Raw genomic sequence first — 20,421 nt, forward strand, 5'->3', positions numbered from 1 at the left:
GTCACCGGAGCAGCCCGAGCAGGTCGTGCTCCACCTCGACCACCCGCCGGCCGACCAGCGCCAGGTCGATCGAGCGGGTCGTCCCGGACAGGTGCCGGTCGGCCTGCTGCAGGCAGCCGACCGCCCAGATCCACGTGCCCAGCACGACCGCCCACGCGAAGTCGGCGTCGGACACGTCCACGCCCGCCGAGGCCCGGTACCCGTCGAGGAAGTCCTGGACGTCGCCGAAGCCGCCGACCACGCCCGGCCCGCGGAACCGCCAGCTGCGCACCGCGATCCAGCCCAGGTCCTCGAGGGGATCGCCGCGGTGGGCCGACTCCCAGTCGAGGACCCCGACGAGACCGTCGCCGTCGACCACGAAGTTCCCGAGCCGGAAGTCACCGTGGGTCAGGGTCGTCCGGCGGCGCGGCGGCCGGCGCTCCAGCAGCCACCCGTAGGCCAGCTCGAGCACCGGCCGGTCGGGGTCGAGCCGGTCGAGGGTCGCCCGGTATTCGACGAGCCGGTCCTCGTCCGGCAGGGCCGCGACGGCTCCCGGATCGACGGTGTGCAGCCGGCCGAGGGCGTCGCCGCACTGGCGGGCCAGCCGTGGTCCGGCGGTGCCGGTCGTCAGTCCGTCGAGGATCCGCCGGGGCACCGTCTCGCCGTCGAGCCGTTGCAGGACGAGTCCGCCGGGCACGACCGCGATCACTTCGGGCGCCGCGACGCCGGCCGAGCGGGCGGCCCGGATGACGCTCGCCTCGAAGGTGGCGCCACCGCCGCGGCGCTCACCGGGCGGATCGGCCAGGAGGATGAGTCTGCGACCCGCGGCCTCCAAGGCCCAGACCTCGCGGGACGAGCCGCCGGTCAGCCGCTCCAATCCGGTCACCGGCTCGCCGAGGGCAGCGGTGAGGGCTGTCTCGTTCATCGCGTGGCCATCCGGTCCCACGTGCCCGCGGTGAACGGGTCGCGTTTGAGCTCCACCTTGCGCACCTTGCTGGTCGGGGTCTTCGGCAGCTCGTCGAGGAACTCGATGTAGCGGGGAACCATGAACCGGGGCATCGTGGCCGCGAGGAACTCCGACAGCGCCGGGGCACCGAGGTGCGCGTCCGGCATCGGCACGACACAGATCTTGATCTCCTCCTCCCCGTCGTCGGACGGCACGCCGATGGCGGCGCACTCCAGGACGTCGGGGTGGGCGGTGACCATCGACTCGACCTCGAACGACGAGATGTTCTCCGACCGCCGCCGCACCGCGTCCTTGACCCGGTCGACGAGGTAGTAGTTGCCCGTCTCGTCCCGGCGGAAGGCGTCTCCGGTGTGGTACCAGCCGTTGCGCCACGCCCGCGCGGTGTCCGCGGGCCGGCCCAGGTAGCCCTGGTTCATCGTCCACGGCCGGTCGGAGCGCACGATCAGCTCACCGATGTGGCCGGCCGGGACCTCGGCGTCGAAGTCGTCGACGATGCGCAGCTCGTATCCGTCCCGGGCGCGGCCGCAGCTGCGGTGGTCGACGACGTGATCGCCGGTCGCGATCGGCCAGCCGGCCTCGGTCATCCCGTAGTTGGTCCGCATGCGCAGCCCGAACCGCTGCTCGAACGCGGCGTAGTCGGGCAGCAGCGGGCCACCGGTGATGCTCTCGACCGGGTTGTCGCGGTCGTCCGGGCGGGGCGGCTGCTGCCAGAGGAAGTTCGCCATCGCGTAGAAGGCCCAGGCCCGGTTGCAGGCGTGCGCGCGGACGTCCGGCCAGAAGCGGTCGGTCTTGAAGCCGTCGCGGAAGACGAACGTCCCGCCCCAGTGCGCGACGATCTGCAGCGGCACCTTGCCACCCAGGTGGAACGCGGCGAACGGTGCGTAGAGCACGTCGCCGGGGCCGACGTCGTCGAAGGTGTCGATGCCGGTGATGAGCTGGCCCCACGGCGTGAGCACGCCCTTGGACGGCCCGGTGGTGCCGGAGGTGTAGATGATGGCGGCGGTGTCCCACGGCTTCGGATCCTCGAGCCCGGCCAGCACCGCCGGGTCGTACACCAGCGGCTGCCCGATCTCGAGGACGAAGACCGCGGCGTCGGCGTCCGCGGCCTGCCGGAGCTCGTCGGCGCGGGCCCCGACCGTGACGATCAGGCGGGGCCCGGAGTCGTGCAGCACGTGCCGGAGCATCTCGCCGCGGTACGCCGGGTTGATCGGCACCTGCACGGCGCGCAGCCACCCGCACGCGATCCACAACGCCTGTTCGTCGACGCACGTGGGCAGCAGGACCGCGACCCGGTCCGACGGCTGCACACCCTGTCGCAGCAGGAGCCCGGCGAACTGCTCGACCCGCCGCTGGAACGCGCCGTAGGTGACCCGGCCCCGTTCGACGTCGATCAGGAAGTCCTGGTCCGCCAGCTCGGTCGCCCGACGGCGGAGCAGGCCGGGCAGCACGCGGGCCGGGTCCAGCTCCCGAGGCGCGGTCTCACCCACTCGCCACCTCGCTCAGGTAGCTGCGTTCCAGCTTCGACCAGTCCCTGGACAGCTCGGCCGAGGCCCCTTCGGTGATCACCCGGCCGCGCCGCAGCACGTACGCCCGGTCGGCCACCTCCAGTGCCCGCGCCGCCTGCTGCTCGACGAGCAGGACGCCCAGCCCTTCGTCGGCGGCCCGCCGGATGGCCCGCAGCAGGCGGTCGACGACCAGCGGCGCCAGGCCGAGCGAGAGCTCGTCGGCGAGCAGCAGGGCGGGCCGTCCGGCGAGGGCCCGGGCCAGGGTGAGGATCTGCTGCTCGCCACCGGACAGCAGGCCGGCCCGGCGGTCGAGCAGCGGGGTCAGTTCGGGGAACGCGTCGAGCGCGAGGGAGCGTGGCCCGCGGCCGAGGCGCAGGTTCTCGGCCGCGCTCAGCTGCATGAACACCGAGCGTTCCTCGGGCACGAAGGCCATACCCTCGCGGGCTCGCCGGTGCAGCCGGGCCGAGGCCGGTCTGCCGCGCCACCGCACGGTGCCGGCCAACGGCTTCAGCTCGCCGGCCAGGGTCAGCAGCGTCGTGGTCTTGCCCGCGCCGTTGGGTCCGAGCAGCGCCACGATCTCGCCGGGCCGCACCACCAGGTCGAGGTCGCGCAGCGCGGCCAGGTCCCCGTATCCGGCGCTGAGCCCGCGGGCCTCGATGAGCGGCTCGCCGTCCGCGGCCGCCCTGGTCGCGGGCGCCGGTTCGCGCTCGACCACCTCGACGGGACCGGTCTCGTCGGCAGAGCCGTCAGCGGTGTCCTGGGTGCCGAGGTAGGCGGTGATGACGGCCGGGTCGGACCGGATCTCCGCCGGCGTCCCGGTCGCGATCACCTTGCCGAAGTTGAGGACCGAGACCTGGTCACTCACGTCCAGCACGACGGAGACGTTGTGCTCCACGAGCAGCACCGCCATCCGCAGCTCGGTGGCGAGCCGGCGGATGAGGTGGCCGAGCTCGGCGGTCTCGGTGTCGTCCAGGCCGGCGGCCGGCTCGTCGAGCAGCAGGACCGAGGCGCCGGTGGCGACCGAGCGGGCGATGGCCAGCAGCCGGCGGCGGCCGTACGGCAGCTCGTCGGGTTTGCGTTCGAGGTCGTCCTCCAGGTGGAACTCGCGGATGGCGGCGAGCGCGGCCGGCGAGTACCGGTCCCGGCCCGGGAGGACGAGGTTGGACAGGAACGCGGGCCAGTCCTGGCGGTCGCCCGCGGCGAGCAGGTTCTCCCGGACCGTCATCGTCTCGAACAGTTCGAGGCTCTGGAAGGAGCGGCTGATGCCGGCCGCGGCCCGGCGCTGGGCCGGCCAGCGGCCGATGTCCTGGCCGTCGAGGGTCATCGTGGCGCCCGGGCCGTCCACGAACCCGGTCAACGCGTCGATCAGGGTCGTCTTGCCCGCCCCGTTCGGCCCGATGAGCCCGTGGACCTGCCCCGGCACGAGGTTGAGCGCCACGTCGTCGAGCGCGGTCACGCCGCCGAAGCGCACCGTCAGCCCGCGCACCTCCACCGGCCGCTCGACGACGCTGAACGCCGTCTCCCCCGCCAGCTCCGCGACGTCGCGCCGGCGCGTCCGGCGGCCGCCGCGCGCCGTGATCCACTTGGGGATCAGCCCGGCGGGCAGCCGCTGCGTGGCCAGGCCGTTGGGCAGCTGCGGCAGCACGATGAGCAGGGTCAGGCCGAGGATCATCTGCCCGACCTCGTTGCGCGAGATGAACTGCGCGAACGCGGTGCCGGGGAAGAGCTGCGAGATCACCCCGGAGAGCAGTCCGGCCGGGGCGTACATGGCGCCGATGACGGCACCGACGAGGTAGCCGATGCCGCCGATGATCGAGAACACGACCGCGAAGATGGACTGGAAGGCGGTGTACGTCGGCACGAAGGTCACGTTCGGCTGCCGGAACGACAGCAGGACCCCGCCGGCCGCGGCCAGGGCGGCAGAGATGCCGAAGGCGAAGATCTTGGCGCGGGCCACGCTGATGCCGATGCTGGCCGCGGCGCGCTCGTTGGACCGGACGGCCACCAGGCGGCGGCCGGCCCGGCCCCGCCGGAGGTTCGCGACCATCAGGGCGGCCAGGATGAACAGCACCAGGCAGAAGATCGCATAGCGGCTGGGCCAGAAGTACGTGTCCATGTCGATGCCGAAGATCTTCGGCGAGCCCACGTTGATGCCCGTGAACCCGCCGGTGCGCTCGGTCGAGGAGAAGATCTGGTGCTCCAGCACCACGGCCAGGCACAGCGTCACCACGGCCAGGTTCATGCCCCGGGTCCGCAGCGCGGGCAGGCCGACGATGATGCCGACCGGGACCGCGCCCACGACGCCGATCAGCAGCGCGGCCCAGAACGGCACGCCGTGATCGGCGACCAGGCGGGCGGCGATCCAGGCACCCATACCGGCGAGCGCCATCTGCGCCAGCGACAACTGTCCCGTGTAGCCGGTGACGACCACGAGGGACAGCACGACAAGGCCGAGCGCCAGGGTGATCTCGGTGGCGCTGAGCAGGGCCGGCGGGAACACGAAGTACAGCAGTCCGAGGGCGACGAGCCCGGTGCCGAGCAGCACCGGGGGGCGCACGATGCCGGTGCCGAGCTGGGGCGGCCGCTGGATCGCCTCGCCCCGCAGCGGCAGGGAACGCCCGGAGATGACGAGGACGAGGATGATGACGATGAACGGCACCGTCTGGCCCCAGCCGTCGGCGTGCTGGCGCGTGCCGATCCAGGCCACCTCGGATTCGAGCATGCCGATCAGCAGCCCGCCGGCCATCGTCAGCGGGAAGGACTTGAAGCCGCCGAGCAGGGCGGCGGCGAGGGCCGGCACGATGAGCATCGCCAGGTTCTCCACCTGCAGCGTGCCGATGCTGACGATGAGCACGGCCGACACCACGCTGAGGGCGCAGCCCACCATCCAGTTCACGGTCGCGATGGTGTCCGGGGAGATGCCCAGCGCCGAGCTCGCCCGCCCGTTCTCGGCCACGGCCGAGGTGGCGAGGCCGAAGCGGGTGGAGCGATACACGACCGTGAGCACGACGGCCAGCACCAGCCCGACACCGAGGATGGCGAGCCGGTCGGTCCCGATCCGGATGCCCGGCAGCACGGTCGTCGACCCGTCCGGCAGGATCGAGGTGACGATCCGGGCCTTCCCCACGCCGAACAGGTACTGGCCCAGGCCGAAAAGGAACGCGAAGACGCCCAATGTCGCGATGAGCCGCGACACCGGCGGCGCGTCCCGCAGTGGTCGCATGACGAGCTGATGGATCAGCGCGCCGATGGCCAGGCCCACGCCGATGGCGAGCAGCGCCGCCACCGGCGTGGCCATGCCGGCCTCGCGTTGCAGGTAGAAGACGTAGGCGCCCACCATGCCGACCGCGCCCTGGCTGAAGTTCAGAATCCCGGAGCCGCGGTAGATCAGCACGATTCCGAGGGCGGACAGGCCATAGATCGCGCCGGCCCCGAGCCCGAGTACGGCGAACCTGATCACGTCAGTCAGCATGTGTGGGCCCGGTCCTCAGCTCTTCGGCGGAGTGGTGCAGTTCTGGCCGGTGTAGGCGTCGCGGAAGGTGTCGTACACCGGCAGTTCCTTGCCGCCGCTGTACTTCACGATGAACGCGCAGGAGGTGAAGATCCGCGGGTATCCGCCCACGTTGCCCTTCTGCCACTGGATCGGCGGGGTGAGGCCGATGTCGATGCCGCTCATCGTCGGCAGCGCGTCCCACAGGGCGGTGTTGGTCGGGTCAGGCACCTTCTTGGCCGCCTCGGCGAAGGCGAGGACGGCGGCGTAGGCGTTGAGCCGGAAGCCCCGCGTCTCGCTGATCCCCTGCTTCGACATGGCCGCGACGTAGTTCTTGGTGGCCGTGTTCTCGTACGACGGCGGCAGGTAGCCCAGCGCCTCGTAGAGACCGTCCGAGGCTGTCCCGAGCGCGTCGGCGACCTTCTCCTTCTGCGTGCCGATGATGCCGATCGCGATGTTCGGCGCGTCCTTCTTGAGCTGCTTGATGAAGGCGGTCGAGTCGGTGCCCGGCAGCACGGTCAGGATGGCGTCGGTGCCGCCCGCGAGGACGGCCTGGACGTAGGGCGCCATGTCCGCGGCGCCGGTCGGCACGGGCACGTCGTTGAGGATCTTCTGACCGGCGGACGTGAGGCCCTGGTTGGCGAAGCCGCTGAACGCCCCGCCGCCGTCGATCTGGATGCGGGCCATGCTGATCTTCTTGAAGCCCTGCGCGGCCAGCGCGTTGGCCAGCGACGCGGTCTGGATCGGCGTGCTGCCGTCGAGGGGGAACTGCGCGATCTCCGTCAGGTCCGTGCCGGAGGTGACGGCACCGATGATCGGGATCTTCGCCTCCCGGAGGATCTTCTCGTGGCCCTTCTGCAGGGTGAGCTCGCCGACCACGGCCGACACCCCGAGGCTCTGGGCCTGGCGGGCGCAGTTGTCCGCGATGTTCGGGTCGTTGCCGGTCTTGCAGACGGTCATCTCGATCGGTCGTCCTTTGATGCCACCGTTCGCGTTCACCTGCGCCAGACCGGCGTTCGCGCCGTCGACGAGCTCGGGGGCGGCACCGGAACCGGTCTCGTCGTAGATCAGCATGACCTTCACCGGGTTGCCGGCCGATGAGGCGCCGCCCGGGGCGGCGGCGGGTGACTTGGTCTTGTCGTTGCTGCAGGCGGATAACGCGAGTGGCAGAACAAGCAGCGCCGCAGCGAGGCGGGTCCGCAGCGTCCTCATGGATGCCTCCATCAAGGCAAAGGGATTGGGGTGTGAGCTGATACTGACATCAGTTTCAGATAAAGGGAACAGGAGACCGCTCAGGCTTTCGCGGCCGTCTGCACCACCGGCGCGGCCGGCTCGTGGCGGACGTCGTCGGGGGTCAGCTTCCGCGTCCAGGCCGCGAACTCCAGCAGGATGCCGTCCGGGTCGAAGAAGTACAGCGAGCCGACGTAGACGCCGTCGTGCATGCGCCGCGCGATCGTGGACGGGCTGTCGTCATGGAACACGACGTGCCCGACCTCCACGCCCTTGGCCTGGAGCCGCTCGCGGTACTCGTCGAACTTGTCCACCGGGATCTGCAGGGCGACGTGGTTCATCGACGCGACGGCGCTGGCGATGTCACCGACCCCGGGCAGCGCACCGGGATGGGTCACCCCGGGCACCTTGTCCGGCGCACCCGGGAACCAGAAGAAGGCCAGGGCGTTGCCGCCGCCGCAGTCGAAGAAGAAGTGCTGCCCCATCCCGTTCGGCAGCTCGACCGTCTTGATCAACGGCATTCCGAGCACGTTGGTGTAGAAGTCCACCGTGCGGCGCATGTCGCTGCACACCAGCGCGAGGTGGTTGATGCCGCCGATCTCGAATTCTCGCTCGGCCATGATGCGCCCTCCAGGGTTCAGTTGATTGAGCCGATCCCGGCCCGGTCGGCCACCAGTTCCAGGTGCAGTGCCGCACCTCCGGCGAGCTGACCGTTGGTGTGGGCCCGCTTGAGATAGATGTGTGCGGGGTGCTCCCACGTGAAGCCGATGCCGCCGTACGTCTGGATCGCGCCCTCGGCGGCCGCCAGATAGGCGTCGGCGGCGGCGAGCTTCGCGACCGCGGCGGCCAGCGCCGAGTCCGGGGCGTCGGCATCCAACCGGCGCACCGCGTGGTCGACCGCCGCCACCGCCCCGTCGAGCTGACTCGACACGTCGGCCAGGCGGTGCTTGACCGCCTGGAACGAGCCGATGGGGCGGCCGAACTGCATGCGCTGCCGGGCGTGGTCCACGGCGCCCCGCAGCACGGCCCGGGCTCCGCCGATCGAGTCGGCCGCGACCAGCGCGGCGAGCTCCGACCGCAGCCGCTCGGCCTTCCACTCGCCGTCCCGGCCGAGCGGCGTCGGCACCGCCCCGTCGAACTCGACGTGCCACAGGACGCGCGACGGGTCGAGCGTCGGCAGCGGGCGCCGGACGACGCCGCGGGCATCGGCAGGCACCACGAACAGATCCGGGCCCGTCGCGATCACGAAGGTGTCGGCCGCTCCCCCCTCCAGCACGTAGGTCCGCCCGCCGTCGGCCGGCACGAGCGCGACCCGATGCCGGCCGCTGACCGCGCCCGCCAGGAGCCGGTCCCGTTCCGGGGACGCGGGCGCGGCACGCAGCGCCCGCAGGCCGAACATGTGGCCCAGCAACGGTGTGGCGGCCGGCACGGCGCCGCACTCCTCGATCGCCACCGCCAGGTCCTCGAGCCCGAGCTCGGCGACACCGAGGTCGAACAGCGCATCCCAGTTCCCGCCGGGTGTACAGCGGGCGGCCACGGCGGCCACCGAGGAGCGCCACTGGTCGCGCTCGGCGGCGCTGAGCTGACTCATGGCCGGCTCATGACCGCAGCGCGGCGGCGGCTCGGCTGTCGAGGTACTCGTCGATGCGCGAGATCCGCCCGCCGGTCACCGTCACCACCAGGCACGCGGGGATCTCGAGCTCGGTGCCGTTGGGCGCGGTCCCCCGCAGCACGTGCTGCTCCACGTAGCCGGTCGGCGTCGCGTGGCGCACCACGTCCTCGTAGCGCTTGTTGCCGACCTTGCGGTGCAGCCAGTTCAGCACCTTGAGGTTCTCGTCGACGCGCTGCTCGTGCTGATCGTCGTTGTGCCAGACCACCACGTCGGGCGTGTAGATCTCGTCGCGCAGGGCGTCGAGGTCGTTGGCGTCGATCGCCGTGGCCAGCCGCTCGGCCAGCGCGAGCGAGACATCCGCCGGGCTGGTTCGGTAGTCGCTCGTCGTCATCGAAACTCCTGAAGCGATGTCGGTTTCCGTCAGTTGTCGCGGTGCGTGGTCAGCGCACGATCTCCGACCACGGCGCCTGCTCCCGGTAGTCGCCGCGCAGCAGTCGCTTGGCGACCACCATCCGGTGCACCTCGTCCGGGCCGTCGTAGATGCGCGCGTAGCGGGCGTCGCGGTACATGCGCTCGAGCGGCGTGTCCTCGGTGACGCCCAGCGCGCCGTGCACCTGCAGCGCGCGGTCGACGACGTCGTGCAGCATCTGCGCGCCGAAGAACTTGATCAGGGAGATCTCGATCCGGGCGTCCTGGCCGGCGTCGATCTTCCGCGCCGCGTCCAGGGTCATCAGCCGGGCCGCCTGGATGTGCGCGGCCGACTCGGCGATGTAGCGCTGGACCTCGCCCTTCTCCGACAGCAGCGAGCCGTGCGCGAAGCGGGTCTTGACGCGGTCACACATCAGCTCGAAGGCGCGCTGGGCCTGCCCGAGCCAGCGCATGCTGTGGGTGATCCGGCCCGGCCCGAGCCGCGCCTGGGCCACGGCGAAGCCGCCGCCCCGGGGCCCCAGCAGGTTCTCGGCCGGCACCCGCACGTTGTCGTAACGGACCTCGCAGTGGTTGCCGCCGTAGTGGCCCATGGTCCGCACGACCCGCTCGATGTTGTAGCCGGGCGTGTCGGTGGGCACGAGGATCATCGAGAACTGCTGGTGCTTGGGCGCGTCCGGGTCCGTCTTGGCGAAGAGGGTGGTGTACATGGCGCGGTTGGCGCCGGAGGTGAACCACTTGTGCCCGTTGATCACCCACTCGTCGCCGTCGAGCACCGCGGTGGTCTGGATCAGCGTCGGGTCGGAGCCGGCGACCTCGGGCTCGGTCATGCCGATCGTCGGTCCGGTCACGCCCTCGAACAGCAGCGGGATCCACTGCTTCCGCTGGGCCTCGGTGCCGAACTCCAGCAGCATCAGACAGTCCTGAAAGGACAGTGTGCCGAGGGCCTCCGTTCCCCAGTACGAACGCCCGACGATCTCGTTGACCATGACGTAGTCCATGAACGGCAGACCGCCGCCGCCGATCGCGGCCGGGTGCCCGAGCGCCCAGACGCCCCGCTGCTTGGCCAGGCTCTTCAGCTCGGCCATCGCCTCGGCACTGCTCGCGTCGTTGCGATCCAGGACCGGCTCCCGCGGGATCAGCTCCTCGTCGACGAACCGCCGCACGTCGTGGCGCTGCTGGGCGAAGTCTCGGCTCGGCACGGACGCCACCTCCGAATTAGCTAATTCTAACATCAGTTTTAGTTTTACATCGACGCTGCCGCGCTGGTCAATGGCCGTAACGGTCAGCGCGGGATCTGCGCCCAGGGCGTGTCTCGGGGCAGGCCGGGCTCCTTGGGCAACCGCAGCAGGCGCTCCCCGATGATCGTGCGCATGACGTCCGACGTGCCGCCGGCGATCGTGTAGGCCTGCGACTGCAGCCAGGTCCAGACCGGGTCGTCCGCGGCCGGCCCGCCGGCCCGCACGGCGTCGGCGTCATAGACGAGCCCGGCCGGGCCGAGCAGCTCCAACGTGAAGCGGGCGATGCGCTGCTCCAGCAGGGCCCGGCGCAGCTTGAGACCGGAGGCGCCCGGCCCGGGCCCGCCTTCGGCCCGCGTCCGCTGATCCCGCAGCGCGGACAGGCGCAGCACCTCGGCCTCGACCCACAGCCGGGTCAGCTCGACCCGCCGGTCCGGGTCGGACCCGGTCCGGCGCCAGGTGTCGACCGCCAGGGCGATGGCCCCCGACCCACGCTCTCCGACCGACCCGCCGATCGCGGCCCGCTCGCTCGCGAGCATGGTGGTGGCGACCGCCCAGCCGCCCCCGACGTCGCCGAGCCGTGCGTCGTCGCCCAGCCGCACCCCGTCCAGGAAGACCTCGTTGAAGTGCGCACCCCCGGTCAGGTCGCGCAACGGCCGCACCTGCACGCCCGCGGCGCGCATGTCGATCAGGAACGCGGTCAGCCCGGCGTGCTTCGGGGCGCCCGGGTCGGTGCGGGTCAGGGCCAGCCCGAAGCGGGCGGTGTGCGCCAGCGACGTCCACGTCTTCTGCCCGTCGACGACCCAACCGGCGCCGTCCCGGCCGTCGCGCACGGCCCGCGTGGCCAGCCCGGCGATGTCCGACCCGGCGCCGGGCTCGGAGAACAGCTGACACCAGATGTGCTCGGCCGTGAAGATCGGCCGGAGCAGCGCCCGCTGGGCCGGCGTGCCGTGGGCCATCAGCGCCGGCGCGACCATGCCGATGCCCATGGGGTTGCGCTCCCAGGACTCCAGCCGGCCGGCCGCCGCGAGTAGGGCGTCCACCTCGGCCTGGCGGTCCGGGCCGAGACCCAGCCCACCGACCCCGGCGGGGTGGTGGACCCAGGCCAGTCCGGCGTCGAACTGGGCCCCCAGCGCCGCGGCCCGGTCGGCGCCGCCGGTGTCGCGGATGAAGCCGGCGACGCGCCGCCGGAGGTCGTCGTCGGTCACCGGATCAGCGTCTCCCGTCCGGCCCAGTACTGGTCCTTGAGCTTGCGCTTGTAGAGCTTGCCGGTGGGCAGCCGGGGCAGCTCGGTCACGAAGTCCACGGAGCGGGGGCACTTGTAGTGGGCGATCGACGCCCGGCAGAAGGCGATCAGCTCCGCGGCGGTCGCCGGCCCGGCATCCACACCGGGGGCGAGCTGCACGACCGCCTTGACCACCTCCCCCAGATCGTCGTCGGGGACGCCGATGACCGCGGCGTCGTACACCTTCTCGTGGGTGATCAGGAGGTTCTCCGTCTCCTGCGGGTAGATGTTGACCCCGCCAGAGATGATCATGAAGCTCTCCCGGTCGGTGAGGTACAGGTACGCCTCGTCGTCCAGGTAGCCGATGTCGCCGACCGAGCTGGCGCCGAGCTCGACGTCACGCGTCGCCGCCGTCTTGCCGGGGTCGTTGAAGTACTGGAAGCCGGCCGGCCCCCGGAACCACACCGTGCCGGTCACGCCGGGCGGGCACAGGCTCCCGTCCTCGGCCCGGATGAGCAGTTCGCCACTCGCGGCCCGGCCGACGGTGCCCGGGTGGTCGAGCCACTCCCGCGAGGTGCAGAACGTGTAGCCGATCCCCTCGCTGGCGGCGTAGAACTCGAGGATGATCGGGCCCCACCAGTCGATCATCTGGCGCTTCACCTGGGGCGGGCACGGGGCCGACGCGAGAATGACCGTGCGCAGCGACGAGACGTCGGCGCGGCGGCGGCGCTCCTCCGGCAGCTTCAGCAGGCGGGAGAACATCGTCGGGACCAGCTGCGAGTGCGTGACGCGGTGGGCGGCGACGAGGTCCAGGTACCGCTCCGCGTCGAACGACTCCATGATGACCGCCGTCCCGCCCGCCCGCAGCGTCATGGACACGCTGCCCTGCGGGGCCGAGTGGTACAGCGGAGCGGGCGACAGGTAGACGCTGGACCCGTCGAGCCCCCACCGCTGGCTCTGGACGCGTGACCCGAGGGGCTCCTCGGACGGGTGCGCGACCGCGAGCGCGTGGTAGATGCCCTTCGGGCGCCCGGTGGTGCCGGACGAGTAGAGCATGGCCATGCCCAGCTGTTCGTCCGGAATCGGATCCGCCGGCAGGCCGGCGACGGCCCCGTCGTAGGACTCGAACGGCGCCGGCGGGTCGGCGCAGTCGGCCATCAGCCACCGTTCGACGCGGGGACACCGCTCGGGCAGCTGCCGGGCGAGGTCGAGCTTGGCGGCCGACGTGACCACGATCCGGGCGGAGCTGTCGTTGATGATGTACGCGGCCTCGTCCGGGGACAGATAGTGGTTGATGCAGGTGTAGTAGAGGCCGCTGCGTTCGGCGGCCGCCTCGCTCTCCAGCAGGCGCGGGTTGTTCTCCATGAGCATCGCCACGTGGTCGCCGAAACGCAGGCCGCTGCGCCGGAAGAGCTGCGCCAACCGGTTCGCCTCCGACTCGTACTCACCGTAGGTGATCCGCGTGCCGGCCTCCGCCATGATGATCGCCACCCGGTCCGGACGGTCCTGCGCGATGTGTGCGGCGTACATCATCGGAGTGTGCCGCAGTCGTCGATTGTGTGCAATAGTGCAGACGAGCACCGCCGAAACGCCAGTTCTACGTGCTCCTGCCATCAGATTGTGCACATTCAGGGGAGCAGTCGTGACGAAGCACGGTTCTTCAGGTCCGTTGTCGGGCGTCCGGGTCCTCGAGCTCGGCAGCTTCATCGCGGGACCGTTCGCGGGTCAGCTGCTGGCCGACTACGGCGCCGAGGTGATCAAGATCGAGCCGCCCACCGGAGGCGACCCGATGCGCCGCTGGGGTGTCGTGCAGGACGGCCAGAGCCTCTGGTGGCCGGCCATCGCCCGGAACAAGAAGTCGGTCGCGCTGGATCTGCGCGACCCGGACGGCCAGGCCGTGCTGCGGGCCCTCGCCGCGCGCTGCGACGTCGTCCTGGAGAACTTCCGGCCAGGCACCCTCGACGGCTGGGGGCTGGGCTACCAGACCCTCGCCGACATCAATCCCGGCATCATCGTCGTACACGTCTCCGGGCTGGGGCAGACCGGCCCGCGGTCGCGCGAGGCGGGCTTCGGCAGCATCGGCGAGGCCATGGGCGGCATCCGGTTCACGACCGGTGACGCCGGGTCACGCCCGGCACGGACCGGCATCAGCCTCGGCGACTCCCTGGCGGCGCTGTTCGCCGTTGTGGGAACTTCCACAGCGCTGGTCGAGCGCGCGGCGAGCGGCCGCGGCCAGGAGGTCGACGTCGCCATCTACGAGGCGGTCGCGGCGCTCATGGAGTCGACGATGGCCGACTACGAGCGGGCCGGCATCCTGCGCACGCGAACGGGCAGTGTCCTGCCGGGTGTCGCACCCTCCAATGTGTACGGCACCGCCGACGGGGCCGACATCGCGATCGCGGGCAACGCCGACGCGGTCTACCGCCGGCTCTGCGACGCCATGGGCCGCCCGGAGCTGGCGACCGACCCGCGCTTCGACGGCCACGAGGCCCGGGGCCGCAACTCGGCGATCCTCGACGAGGAGATCGAGCGCTGGACCGTCTCGCTCCCCGCACCGGACCTGCTGCGGATACTCGCGGACAACGGCGTGCCGGCGGGAAAGATCTACACCGCGGCCGACATGGTCACCGACGCGCACTACGCCGCCCGGCAGATGGTGCTGCGGCCGGAGACCGACGGCGGCACCGCGGGGCCGATGGCCGGCATCGTCCCGAAGTTCAGCCGCACGCCGGGCGAGGTGTCCGCGGTGGGGCCGCGCCTGGGTGAGCACACCCGCGCCGTGCTCGATGAGCTGGCCGGGGTGGACGACAAGGCCTGGGACGACCTCCTGCAGCGCGGGATCGTGGCCCAGTGAGCCCGCGCCGGACGGCCGTCGTCACCGGGGCCGGGCGCGGCCTCGGCCGGGCCTACGCGTTGGCCCTGGCCGCGGGCGGCCACGCCGTCATCGTGAACGACCTCGGTGCCGACGACGGACCCGCCGGAGCGGTCGTCGCCGAGATCGAGGCCGCGGGCGGCACCGCCGTCCTGAGCCGGCACGACGTGACGGACTTCGCCGCCACCGCCGCGCTCGTCGGGCTCGCCGTCGACACGTTCGGCGGTCTCGACGTGGTGGTCGCCAACGCCGGCATCCTGCGCGACCGGACCCTGGCGTCGATGACCGAGACCGAGTGGGACGACGTCATCGCGGTGCACCTCAAGGGCACCTTCACCGTCGCCCATCACGCCGCCGCCCACTGGCGGGCAAGGGCCAAGGCGGGCGCGGACGTCGACGGCCGGCTGATCACCACGACCTCCGCCTCCGGCCTGTTCGGCAACATCGGTCAGTCGAACTACGCCGCGGCCAAGGCCGGCATCGCCGCGTTCACGCTCGTGGCGGCCCAGGAGCTGCGGCCGTACGGCGTGAGCGCCAACTGCGTGGCCCCGAGCGCCCTCACCCGCCTGACCGAGGCGCCGCTGCGCCGCTACGAGGGCGAGATCACCGACCGCCGGCGCGCGGACCTCGACCCGAACTGGGTGGCGCGCGTCGTCGCCTGGCTCTGCCGGCCGGACACGCGCGACGTCACCGGCCGCGTCTTCGACGTCCGCGGCCCGCAGGTCGGCATCGCCTCGGGCTGGCACCTCGAGCCGACCTTCACCCAGCCCGACGACCTCGACGAGCTCGACCGGGCCCTGCGGTCGGCCATCGCGGCCGCGCCGCCCGCCGCGGACATGGAAGGACAGCGTCATGACTGACGGACCATTGCGCGGTGTACGGGTCCTGGAGCTGCTCGGGATCGGCCCCGAGCCCTTCGCGGGCATGCTGCTGGCCGATCTGGGCGCCGACGTGCTCGCGCTGCGCCGCCCCGGTCAGGTGCCCGGCGGCGGCGGGCTGGAGCGGGGCCGGCCCGTGGCCGGCGTCAACCTGAAGGACGCCGAGACCGCGGACGTCGTGCGCGGACTGCTGCCCTCGGTGGATGTGCTCCTGGAGGGATACCGCCCGGGCGTCGCCGAGCGGCTCGGGCTCGGCCCGGAGAACTGCCACGCCATCAATCCGCGGCTCGTCTACGGCCGGATGACCGGATGGGGGCAGACCGGACCGCTGGCCGCCACGGCCGGGCACGACATCAACTACATCGCCGTCACCGGGGCCCTGCACGCCGCCGCGCGGGCCGGCCAGCCGCCGACGCCCCCGGCCAACCTCCTCGGCGACTTCGGCGGTGGCGGCATGTACCTCGTCACGGCGGTGCTGGCCGCGCTCGTCGAACGCGCGCGCACCGGCACCGGACGGGTGCTGGACGTGGCGATCACCGACGGCACCACCTACCTCGCGTCGATGCTGTACGGCATGCACCGCGACGGGCAGTGGCGGGACGAGGCCGGCACGAACCTGCTCGACACCGGCGCGCCCTACTACGACGTGTACGCCTGCGCCGACGGCCGCCACGTCGCGATCGGCGCCCTCGAACCCCAGTTCTTCACGGCGCTGGCCGACCTGCTCGGGCTCGGCCCGCAGCTGCGCGAGGATCGCGACGATCCGGCCCGCTGGCCCGCGCTGCGTGCGGCGATCGCCGCGGCGGTGCTCACCCGGACCCGCGACGAGTGGGCCGCCCTCGCCGCCGGCACCGACGCCTGCCTCGCGCCGGTGCTGACCCTCAGCGAGGCACCGCGGCACGGCCAGGCGGTGGCCCGCGCGGCCTTCGCCGACGGGATGCCCCGGCTTCCCCTCGGCCGCGCGGCGGCGACGGCGTCGGCCGCCGACGTCGTGCGGGCCTGGGGTGCGCCACCCGAACTGGCCGCCGCGGTCGCGCAGTGGCCGTCGACTCCAACTCGCTGACAAGGGGATCCACATGCATGACGCGGTGATCGTCGACATCGTCCGCTCCGCGTCGGGCCGCGGCAAGCCCGGCGGCGCGCTGTCCGGACTCCACCCCGTGGACCTGCTCGCCACCGTGCTGCGCGCGCTCGTCACCCGCACCGGGGTCGAGCCAGCGCTGATCGACGACGTCATCACCGGCTGCGTCGGCCAGGCCGCCGAGCAGGCGGCCAACATCGGGCGCAACGCCGTGCTGGCGGCGGGCTGGCCGCTCACCGTCCCGGGCACGACCGTCGACCGGGCCTGCGGCTCGGGCCAGCAGGCGATGCATTTCGCCGCCCAGGGCGTGATGGCCGGGGCGTACGACATCGTCGTGGCGTGCGGGGTCGAGTCGATGAGCCGGGTCCCGATGGGCACCGCGATGGTCGGCGGCGCCGACCCGTTCGGCCCGGGGGTGGCCGCGCGGCTGGCCGGGAACGGCCTCGTGTCGCAGGGCATCGCGGCCGAGCTGGTGACCGCCCGCTGGGGCCTCACCCGCGCGCAGCTGGACGCCTACGCCGCCCGTTCGCACGCGCTGGCCGCGAGGGCCGCCGACGCCGGGGCCTTCGCCGACGAGATCGTCCCGGTCGACGTGCCGGGCCGCGACGCCCCGCTGGCGCAGGACGAGACCATCCGCCCGGCGACCTCGCCGGCCGGCCTGGCCGGGCTCAAGCCCGCCTTCTACGACGCCGCCTCCGGCGAACGGTTCCCGCAGATCGGCTGGCACATCACCGCCGGCAACTCCTCGCCGCTGACCGACGGGGCGGCCGCCGCGCTGATCATGAGCGCGGCGCGGGCGGCCGAGCTCGGGCTGCGGCCCCGGGCGCGGTTCCACGCCTTCGCCCTGGCCGGCGACGATCCGGTCATGATGCTGACCGCGCCGATCCCGGCGACCCGCAAGGTGCTGGCCAAGGCCGGCCTGACCATCGACGACGTCGACGCCTACGAGGTGAACGAGGCGTTCGCGCCGGTCCCGCTCGCCTGGGCGGCCGATCTCGGGGCGGACCCGGAGCGGCTCAACCCGCGCGGTGGCGCGATCGCGCTCGGCCATCCCCTCGGCGGCTCCGGGGTGCGGCTCATGGCGACCCTGGTGAACCACCTCGAACAGACCGGCGGCCGATACGGGCTGCAGACCATGTGCGAGGCCGGCGGCCAGGCCAACGCCACCATCGTGGAACGGCTCTAGAACGGCACTTCGAACACCGCGGTGCCGGCGAGGTGGACCTCGCCGGTCTGCCGGGTCGCCTGGACCGCGACCGTGCAGACCGTGTGCGTCGCGGTCTCCTCGACGGCGGTGACCTCGCCGGTGTAGGTGATGACGTCGCCCGGCCACGCGATGGCGCGGAACTGCACCTCGAACCGGCGGACGTTGTCGGGGCCGAGACGGTCCGCGACGAACGCGGCCAGGACGCCGGCCTGCCGCATCCCGACGGCGAACACCGACGGGAACCCGGCGGCACGCGCGAACTCGGCGTCGTGATGGATCGGGTTCATGTCGCCGGATGCGCCCTGGTAGCGCACGAAGTCGGTGACGGTGAGCGGGCCCTGCACCAGCGGCGCCCCCAGGGGGCCCACCGCCGGGCGTGACACCGTCATTCGGCCGGCGCCGATGCCGTCGGGGCCTGCTCCGTCACGACGAGCGTGGCCCGGGCCTCGGCGACCAGCCGTCCGTCGGCGTCGCGGAACTCGGTGACGACGTCGGCGAACTCGAGCATGCCGCCGCGCCGGCCCTGCTTGGAATAGACGCGATCGATGCGCTGGCGGCCGTGCAGCACGGTGCCCGCCCGTGGTGGCGGTCCGTGGAACACGTACTGCTGGCCGCCGTGGAGGACCCGCGACAGATCCGGCGGCTCGTCACCCCACGGTGAACTGGCGTCCGTCGTCCAGAAGGCGCTCGACGCCAGGAAGGTGGGCGGTGAGATCGGGTCGTCGCCGGAGTACAGCGGATGGTCCGAGCCGACCGCCGCGGCAAATTCGCGGATCTTGCCCCGCTCGACCGTCATCGCGAACTCGGCACCCGACCGGCCCTCGAACTTCGACATCTGACCCATGCGCACATCGCCTCTTCCCACACGGTTGAGCCATGCAGCCATGCCGATTGTACACAATCCACCGACCGTGCGGCACCTCGTCGCGCCTACGGAAACCGCCCGGCGCGCAGCAGCTGGCCGGGCAGCTGCCGGCCGAGCACCTCGGTGATCCAGGCCGAGACGGACAGCAGCGCATCGAGGTCGACGCCGGTGCTCACGCCCTGGCCTTCGAGCAGGTAGACGAGGTCTTCGGTGGCGATGTTGCCGGTCGCGTCCGGCGCGAACGGGCAGCCGCCGATACCCGCGACGGAGCTGTCGAGCACGGACGCACCCGCCTCCAGTCCCGCGATCGCGTTGGCATAACCGGTGTTCCGGGTGTTGTGCAGGTGCAGCCCGAGGGGAATCCCGAGCCCGGCCGCACCGGTGAGCAGGCGGGTGACCTGCCGCGGCACCCCGACACCGATCGTGTCGGCGAAGATGAGCTCGTCCGCGCCGGTGGCCGCGGCCCGCTCCGCGATGGCCAGCACCCGTCCCGGGTCGACCACTCCTTCGAAGGGGCAGCCGAACGACGCGGCCAGCGTGATGCTGGCCCTTCGGCCGTCGGCGTGCGCCGCGGCGACGATCGCGGCGGCCTCGGCGAGCGACCGCTCAACGGCACGCCCCTGGTTGCGCTGGTTGAACGTTTCGGTCACGCAGAAGGCCATCCGGGCCTCCACGCACCGCGTCGCCGCCAGCCGTGCGTATCCGCGCTCGTTGAGCACCAGAGCGACATGGTCGACGCCGTCCACCGGCTGCACCGCGGCGCAGACCTCCTCCGCGCCGCTCATCCGCGGCACCCGGGCGGGATTGACGAAGCTGACCACTTCGACGCTCGTCAGCCCGGTGGCCGACAGCCGGTCGACGAACTCCGCGCGCACCCGGGGGCTCAGATGGTCCGGCTCGTTCTGCAGGCCGTCACGCGGGCCCACCTCACAGATTCTGACGGTCACGGTTCTCCCCTGATCACCAACGGCCGACGACCTCCCGCCATCACGCAGGTTTGTACACAATCTAAACCGGCACGGCACGCGGGCACAAGAATGCCGCAGGGTCATGGACGAGGCACGGCAGGTGACTGGACCGAACGCCGCCCTCGGGTCCGGTGGTGACACGGCTCCGCCGGGTACGGTGCTTCGGTGAGCGGATCGACGGCGGAGCCGGACCCGGCCCAGCGAACGCGGGCGATGCTGGTGCTCGCCGAGCCGGACCTCGGCGCCAGCGCGTTCCGGCTCGACGCGGCGCAGCGTGCGCTCGACGCGGGCTGGGCGGGCACCGGCGGCTGGTCATACCGTCTCGACCGGCGCACCGTCTCCTACTCCGACCGGCGGCGCGGCCGGTCCGTGTACTGGCAGCAGGGCCTACTCCCCGAACCGGCGGCGGTCTCCGGCTGGATCGCCCGGTCGCTCGCCGGCGACCTGTCGCTGCCGGCACGGCAAGGGTGGCACCTGGAACCCGACGAGCTCATGACGGCGCTCCGGACGCACGACTCCCCCACACTCGCCGACCCGGAAGTGCCGACCCGCACGTCCCCTGTACCGCTCGGCAGCCTCGACCGGATCCTGCAGCGCGGCTTCGACCGCACACTGCCGCCCCCGCCACGGGTCGGCGACGACGTCTACGTGCCGTCGCGGTTCTGGCGCGACCTCGCCCCCGGCGCCGAGCTCCACGGCGGCCTCACCCAGATCGTCGAGGTCCGGGAACGCCCCGGCGAGCTGGACTGGTACGAGGTGACCATCGCCGTCGGCGAATGGGAGGAGAACTTCGACTGGGACTGGCTCGCGGGGAAGCAGGCCGAGTTCCGCCAGCAGTACGGCGACGCCCGCGCCACCCTGGAGGGGTGGTAGCTCGG

18 protein-coding genes are annotated in these 20,421 nt (G+C 72.3%); 5 read left to right on the forward strand and 13 right to left on the reverse strand.

The window, feature by feature from the left end; genetic code table 11:
* Position 1: 1 nt before the first annotated feature.
* From AB0I21_RS34565 to AB0I21_RS34610, 10 genes are all read right to left on the reverse strand, one after another.
* On the reverse strand, positions 2–904 hold the full coding sequence (locus AB0I21_RS34565; protein ID WP_360567486.1) for a phosphotransferase family protein: 903 nt from the start codon (positions 902–904) through the stop codon (positions 2–4).
* Positions 901–2,433 carry an AMP-binding protein gene (locus tag AB0I21_RS34570; RefSeq protein WP_360567488.1) on the reverse strand — a complete coding sequence of 511 codons (1,533 nt, stop codon included), beginning with the start codon at positions 2,431–2,433 and terminating at the stop codon, positions 901–903. The genes AB0I21_RS34565 and AB0I21_RS34570 overlap by 4 nt, the downstream gene beginning before the upstream one ends.
* A complete protein-coding gene (locus tag AB0I21_RS34575) occupies positions 2,426–5,911 on the reverse strand; it encodes an ATP-binding cassette domain-containing protein (RefSeq protein ID WP_360567490.1) in 3,486 nt (1,161 codons plus the stop codon). Before AB0I21_RS34575 ends, AB0I21_RS34570 begins: the two co-directional genes overlap by 8 nt.
* A gap of 27 nt (positions 5,912–5,938) precedes the next feature.
* Positions 5,939–7,153, reverse strand: a complete 1,215-nt coding sequence (locus tag AB0I21_RS34580; protein WP_360567492.1) for an ABC transporter substrate-binding protein — start codon at positions 7,151–7,153, stop codon at positions 5,939–5,941.
* A gap of 80 nt (positions 7,154–7,233) precedes the next feature.
* A complete protein-coding gene (locus tag AB0I21_RS34585; protein ID WP_360567493.1) occupies positions 7,234–7,791 on the reverse strand; it encodes a VOC family protein in 558 nt (185 codons plus the stop codon).
* A gap of 17 nt (positions 7,792–7,808) precedes the next feature.
* Complete coding sequence (locus AB0I21_RS34590) at positions 7,809–8,762, reverse strand: acyl-CoA dehydrogenase family protein (protein WP_360567495.1); 954 nt, start codon at positions 8,760–8,762, stop codon at positions 7,809–7,811.
* 7 nt (positions 8,763–8,769) lie between these two features.
* Positions 8,770–9,174: a nuclear transport factor 2 family protein gene (locus AB0I21_RS34595; protein ID WP_360567497.1), complete on the reverse strand. Its 405-nt coding sequence runs from the start codon at positions 9,172–9,174 to the stop codon at positions 8,770–8,772.
* 49 nt (positions 9,175–9,223) lie between these two features.
* A complete protein-coding gene (locus tag AB0I21_RS34600; RefSeq protein ID WP_360567498.1) occupies positions 9,224–10,411 on the reverse strand; it encodes an acyl-CoA dehydrogenase family protein in 1,188 nt (395 codons plus the stop codon).
* Positions 10,412–10,494: 83 nt separating this feature from the next.
* Positions 10,495–11,655 carry an acyl-CoA dehydrogenase family protein gene (locus AB0I21_RS34605; protein ID WP_360567500.1) on the reverse strand — a complete coding sequence of 387 codons (1,161 nt, stop codon included), beginning with the start codon at positions 11,653–11,655 and terminating at the stop codon, positions 10,495–10,497.
* Positions 11,652–13,202, reverse strand: a complete 1,551-nt coding sequence (locus AB0I21_RS34610; RefSeq protein WP_360567502.1) for an AMP-binding protein — start codon at positions 13,200–13,202, stop codon at positions 11,652–11,654. The genes AB0I21_RS34605 and AB0I21_RS34610 overlap by 4 nt, the downstream gene beginning before the upstream one ends.
* A 112-nt stretch (positions 13,203–13,314) precedes the next feature.
* Between AB0I21_RS34610 and AB0I21_RS34615 the strand changes: the two genes are divergently transcribed.
* Genes AB0I21_RS34615 through AB0I21_RS34630 form a run of 4 tightly spaced genes read left to right on the forward strand, consistent with a single transcriptional unit; the run spans position 13,315 to position 17,689 of the window.
* Complete coding sequence (locus AB0I21_RS34615) at positions 13,315–14,526, forward strand: CoA transferase (protein ID WP_360567503.1); 1,212 nt, start codon at positions 13,315–13,317, stop codon at positions 14,524–14,526.
* Entirely contained in the window at positions 14,523–15,404 is an 882-nt protein-coding gene (locus tag AB0I21_RS34620) for an SDR family NAD(P)-dependent oxidoreductase (protein ID WP_360567505.1), read from the forward strand. Before AB0I21_RS34615 ends, AB0I21_RS34620 begins: the two co-directional genes overlap by 4 nt.
* The gene (locus tag AB0I21_RS34625) at positions 15,397–16,485 is read left to right on the forward strand and encodes a CaiB/BaiF CoA-transferase family protein (RefSeq protein ID WP_360567506.1); all 1,089 of its coding nucleotides are present in this window, start codon (positions 15,397–15,399) and stop codon (positions 16,483–16,485) included. The genes AB0I21_RS34620 and AB0I21_RS34625 overlap by 8 nt, the downstream gene beginning before the upstream one ends.
* Before the next feature lie 13 nt (positions 16,486–16,498).
* Positions 16,499–17,689, forward strand: coding sequence for a thiolase family protein (locus AB0I21_RS34630; RefSeq protein ID WP_360567508.1), 1,191 nt, complete (start codon positions 16,499–16,501; stop codon positions 17,687–17,689).
* Here the strand turns inward: AB0I21_RS34630 and AB0I21_RS34635 are convergent.
* The 3 genes from AB0I21_RS34635 to AB0I21_RS34645 form a co-directional block, all read right to left on the reverse strand.
* A complete protein-coding gene (locus AB0I21_RS34635) occupies positions 17,686–18,078 on the reverse strand; it encodes a MaoC/PaaZ C-terminal domain-containing protein (protein WP_360567510.1) in 393 nt (130 codons plus the stop codon). The genes AB0I21_RS34630 and AB0I21_RS34635 overlap by 4 nt on opposite strands.
* A 17-nt stretch (positions 18,079–18,095) precedes the next feature.
* Positions 18,096–18,545: a MaoC family dehydratase N-terminal domain-containing protein gene (locus tag AB0I21_RS34640; RefSeq protein WP_360567512.1), complete on the reverse strand. Its 450-nt coding sequence runs from the start codon at positions 18,543–18,545 to the stop codon at positions 18,096–18,098.
* Between the two features lie 95 nt (positions 18,546–18,640).
* Positions 18,641–19,627 carry a hydroxymethylglutaryl-CoA lyase gene (locus AB0I21_RS34645; protein ID WP_360567513.1) on the reverse strand — a complete coding sequence of 329 codons (987 nt, stop codon included), beginning with the start codon at positions 19,625–19,627 and terminating at the stop codon, positions 18,641–18,643.
* 81 nt (positions 19,628–19,708) lie between these two features.
* On the opposite strand from AB0I21_RS34645, the gene AB0I21_RS34650 reads away from it, so the two are divergent.
* The gene (locus tag AB0I21_RS34650) at positions 19,709–20,416 is read left to right on the forward strand and encodes a hypothetical protein (RefSeq protein ID WP_360567515.1); all 708 of its coding nucleotides are present in this window, start codon (positions 19,709–19,711) and stop codon (positions 20,414–20,416) included.
* Positions 20,417–20,421: the final 5 nt, after the last annotated feature.

This window comes from Dactylosporangium sp. NPDC050588 (assembly GCF_040654975.1).
GTDB classification, from domain to species: domain Bacteria; phylum Actinomycetota; class Actinomycetes; order Mycobacteriales; family Micromonosporaceae; genus Dactylosporangium; species Dactylosporangium maewongense.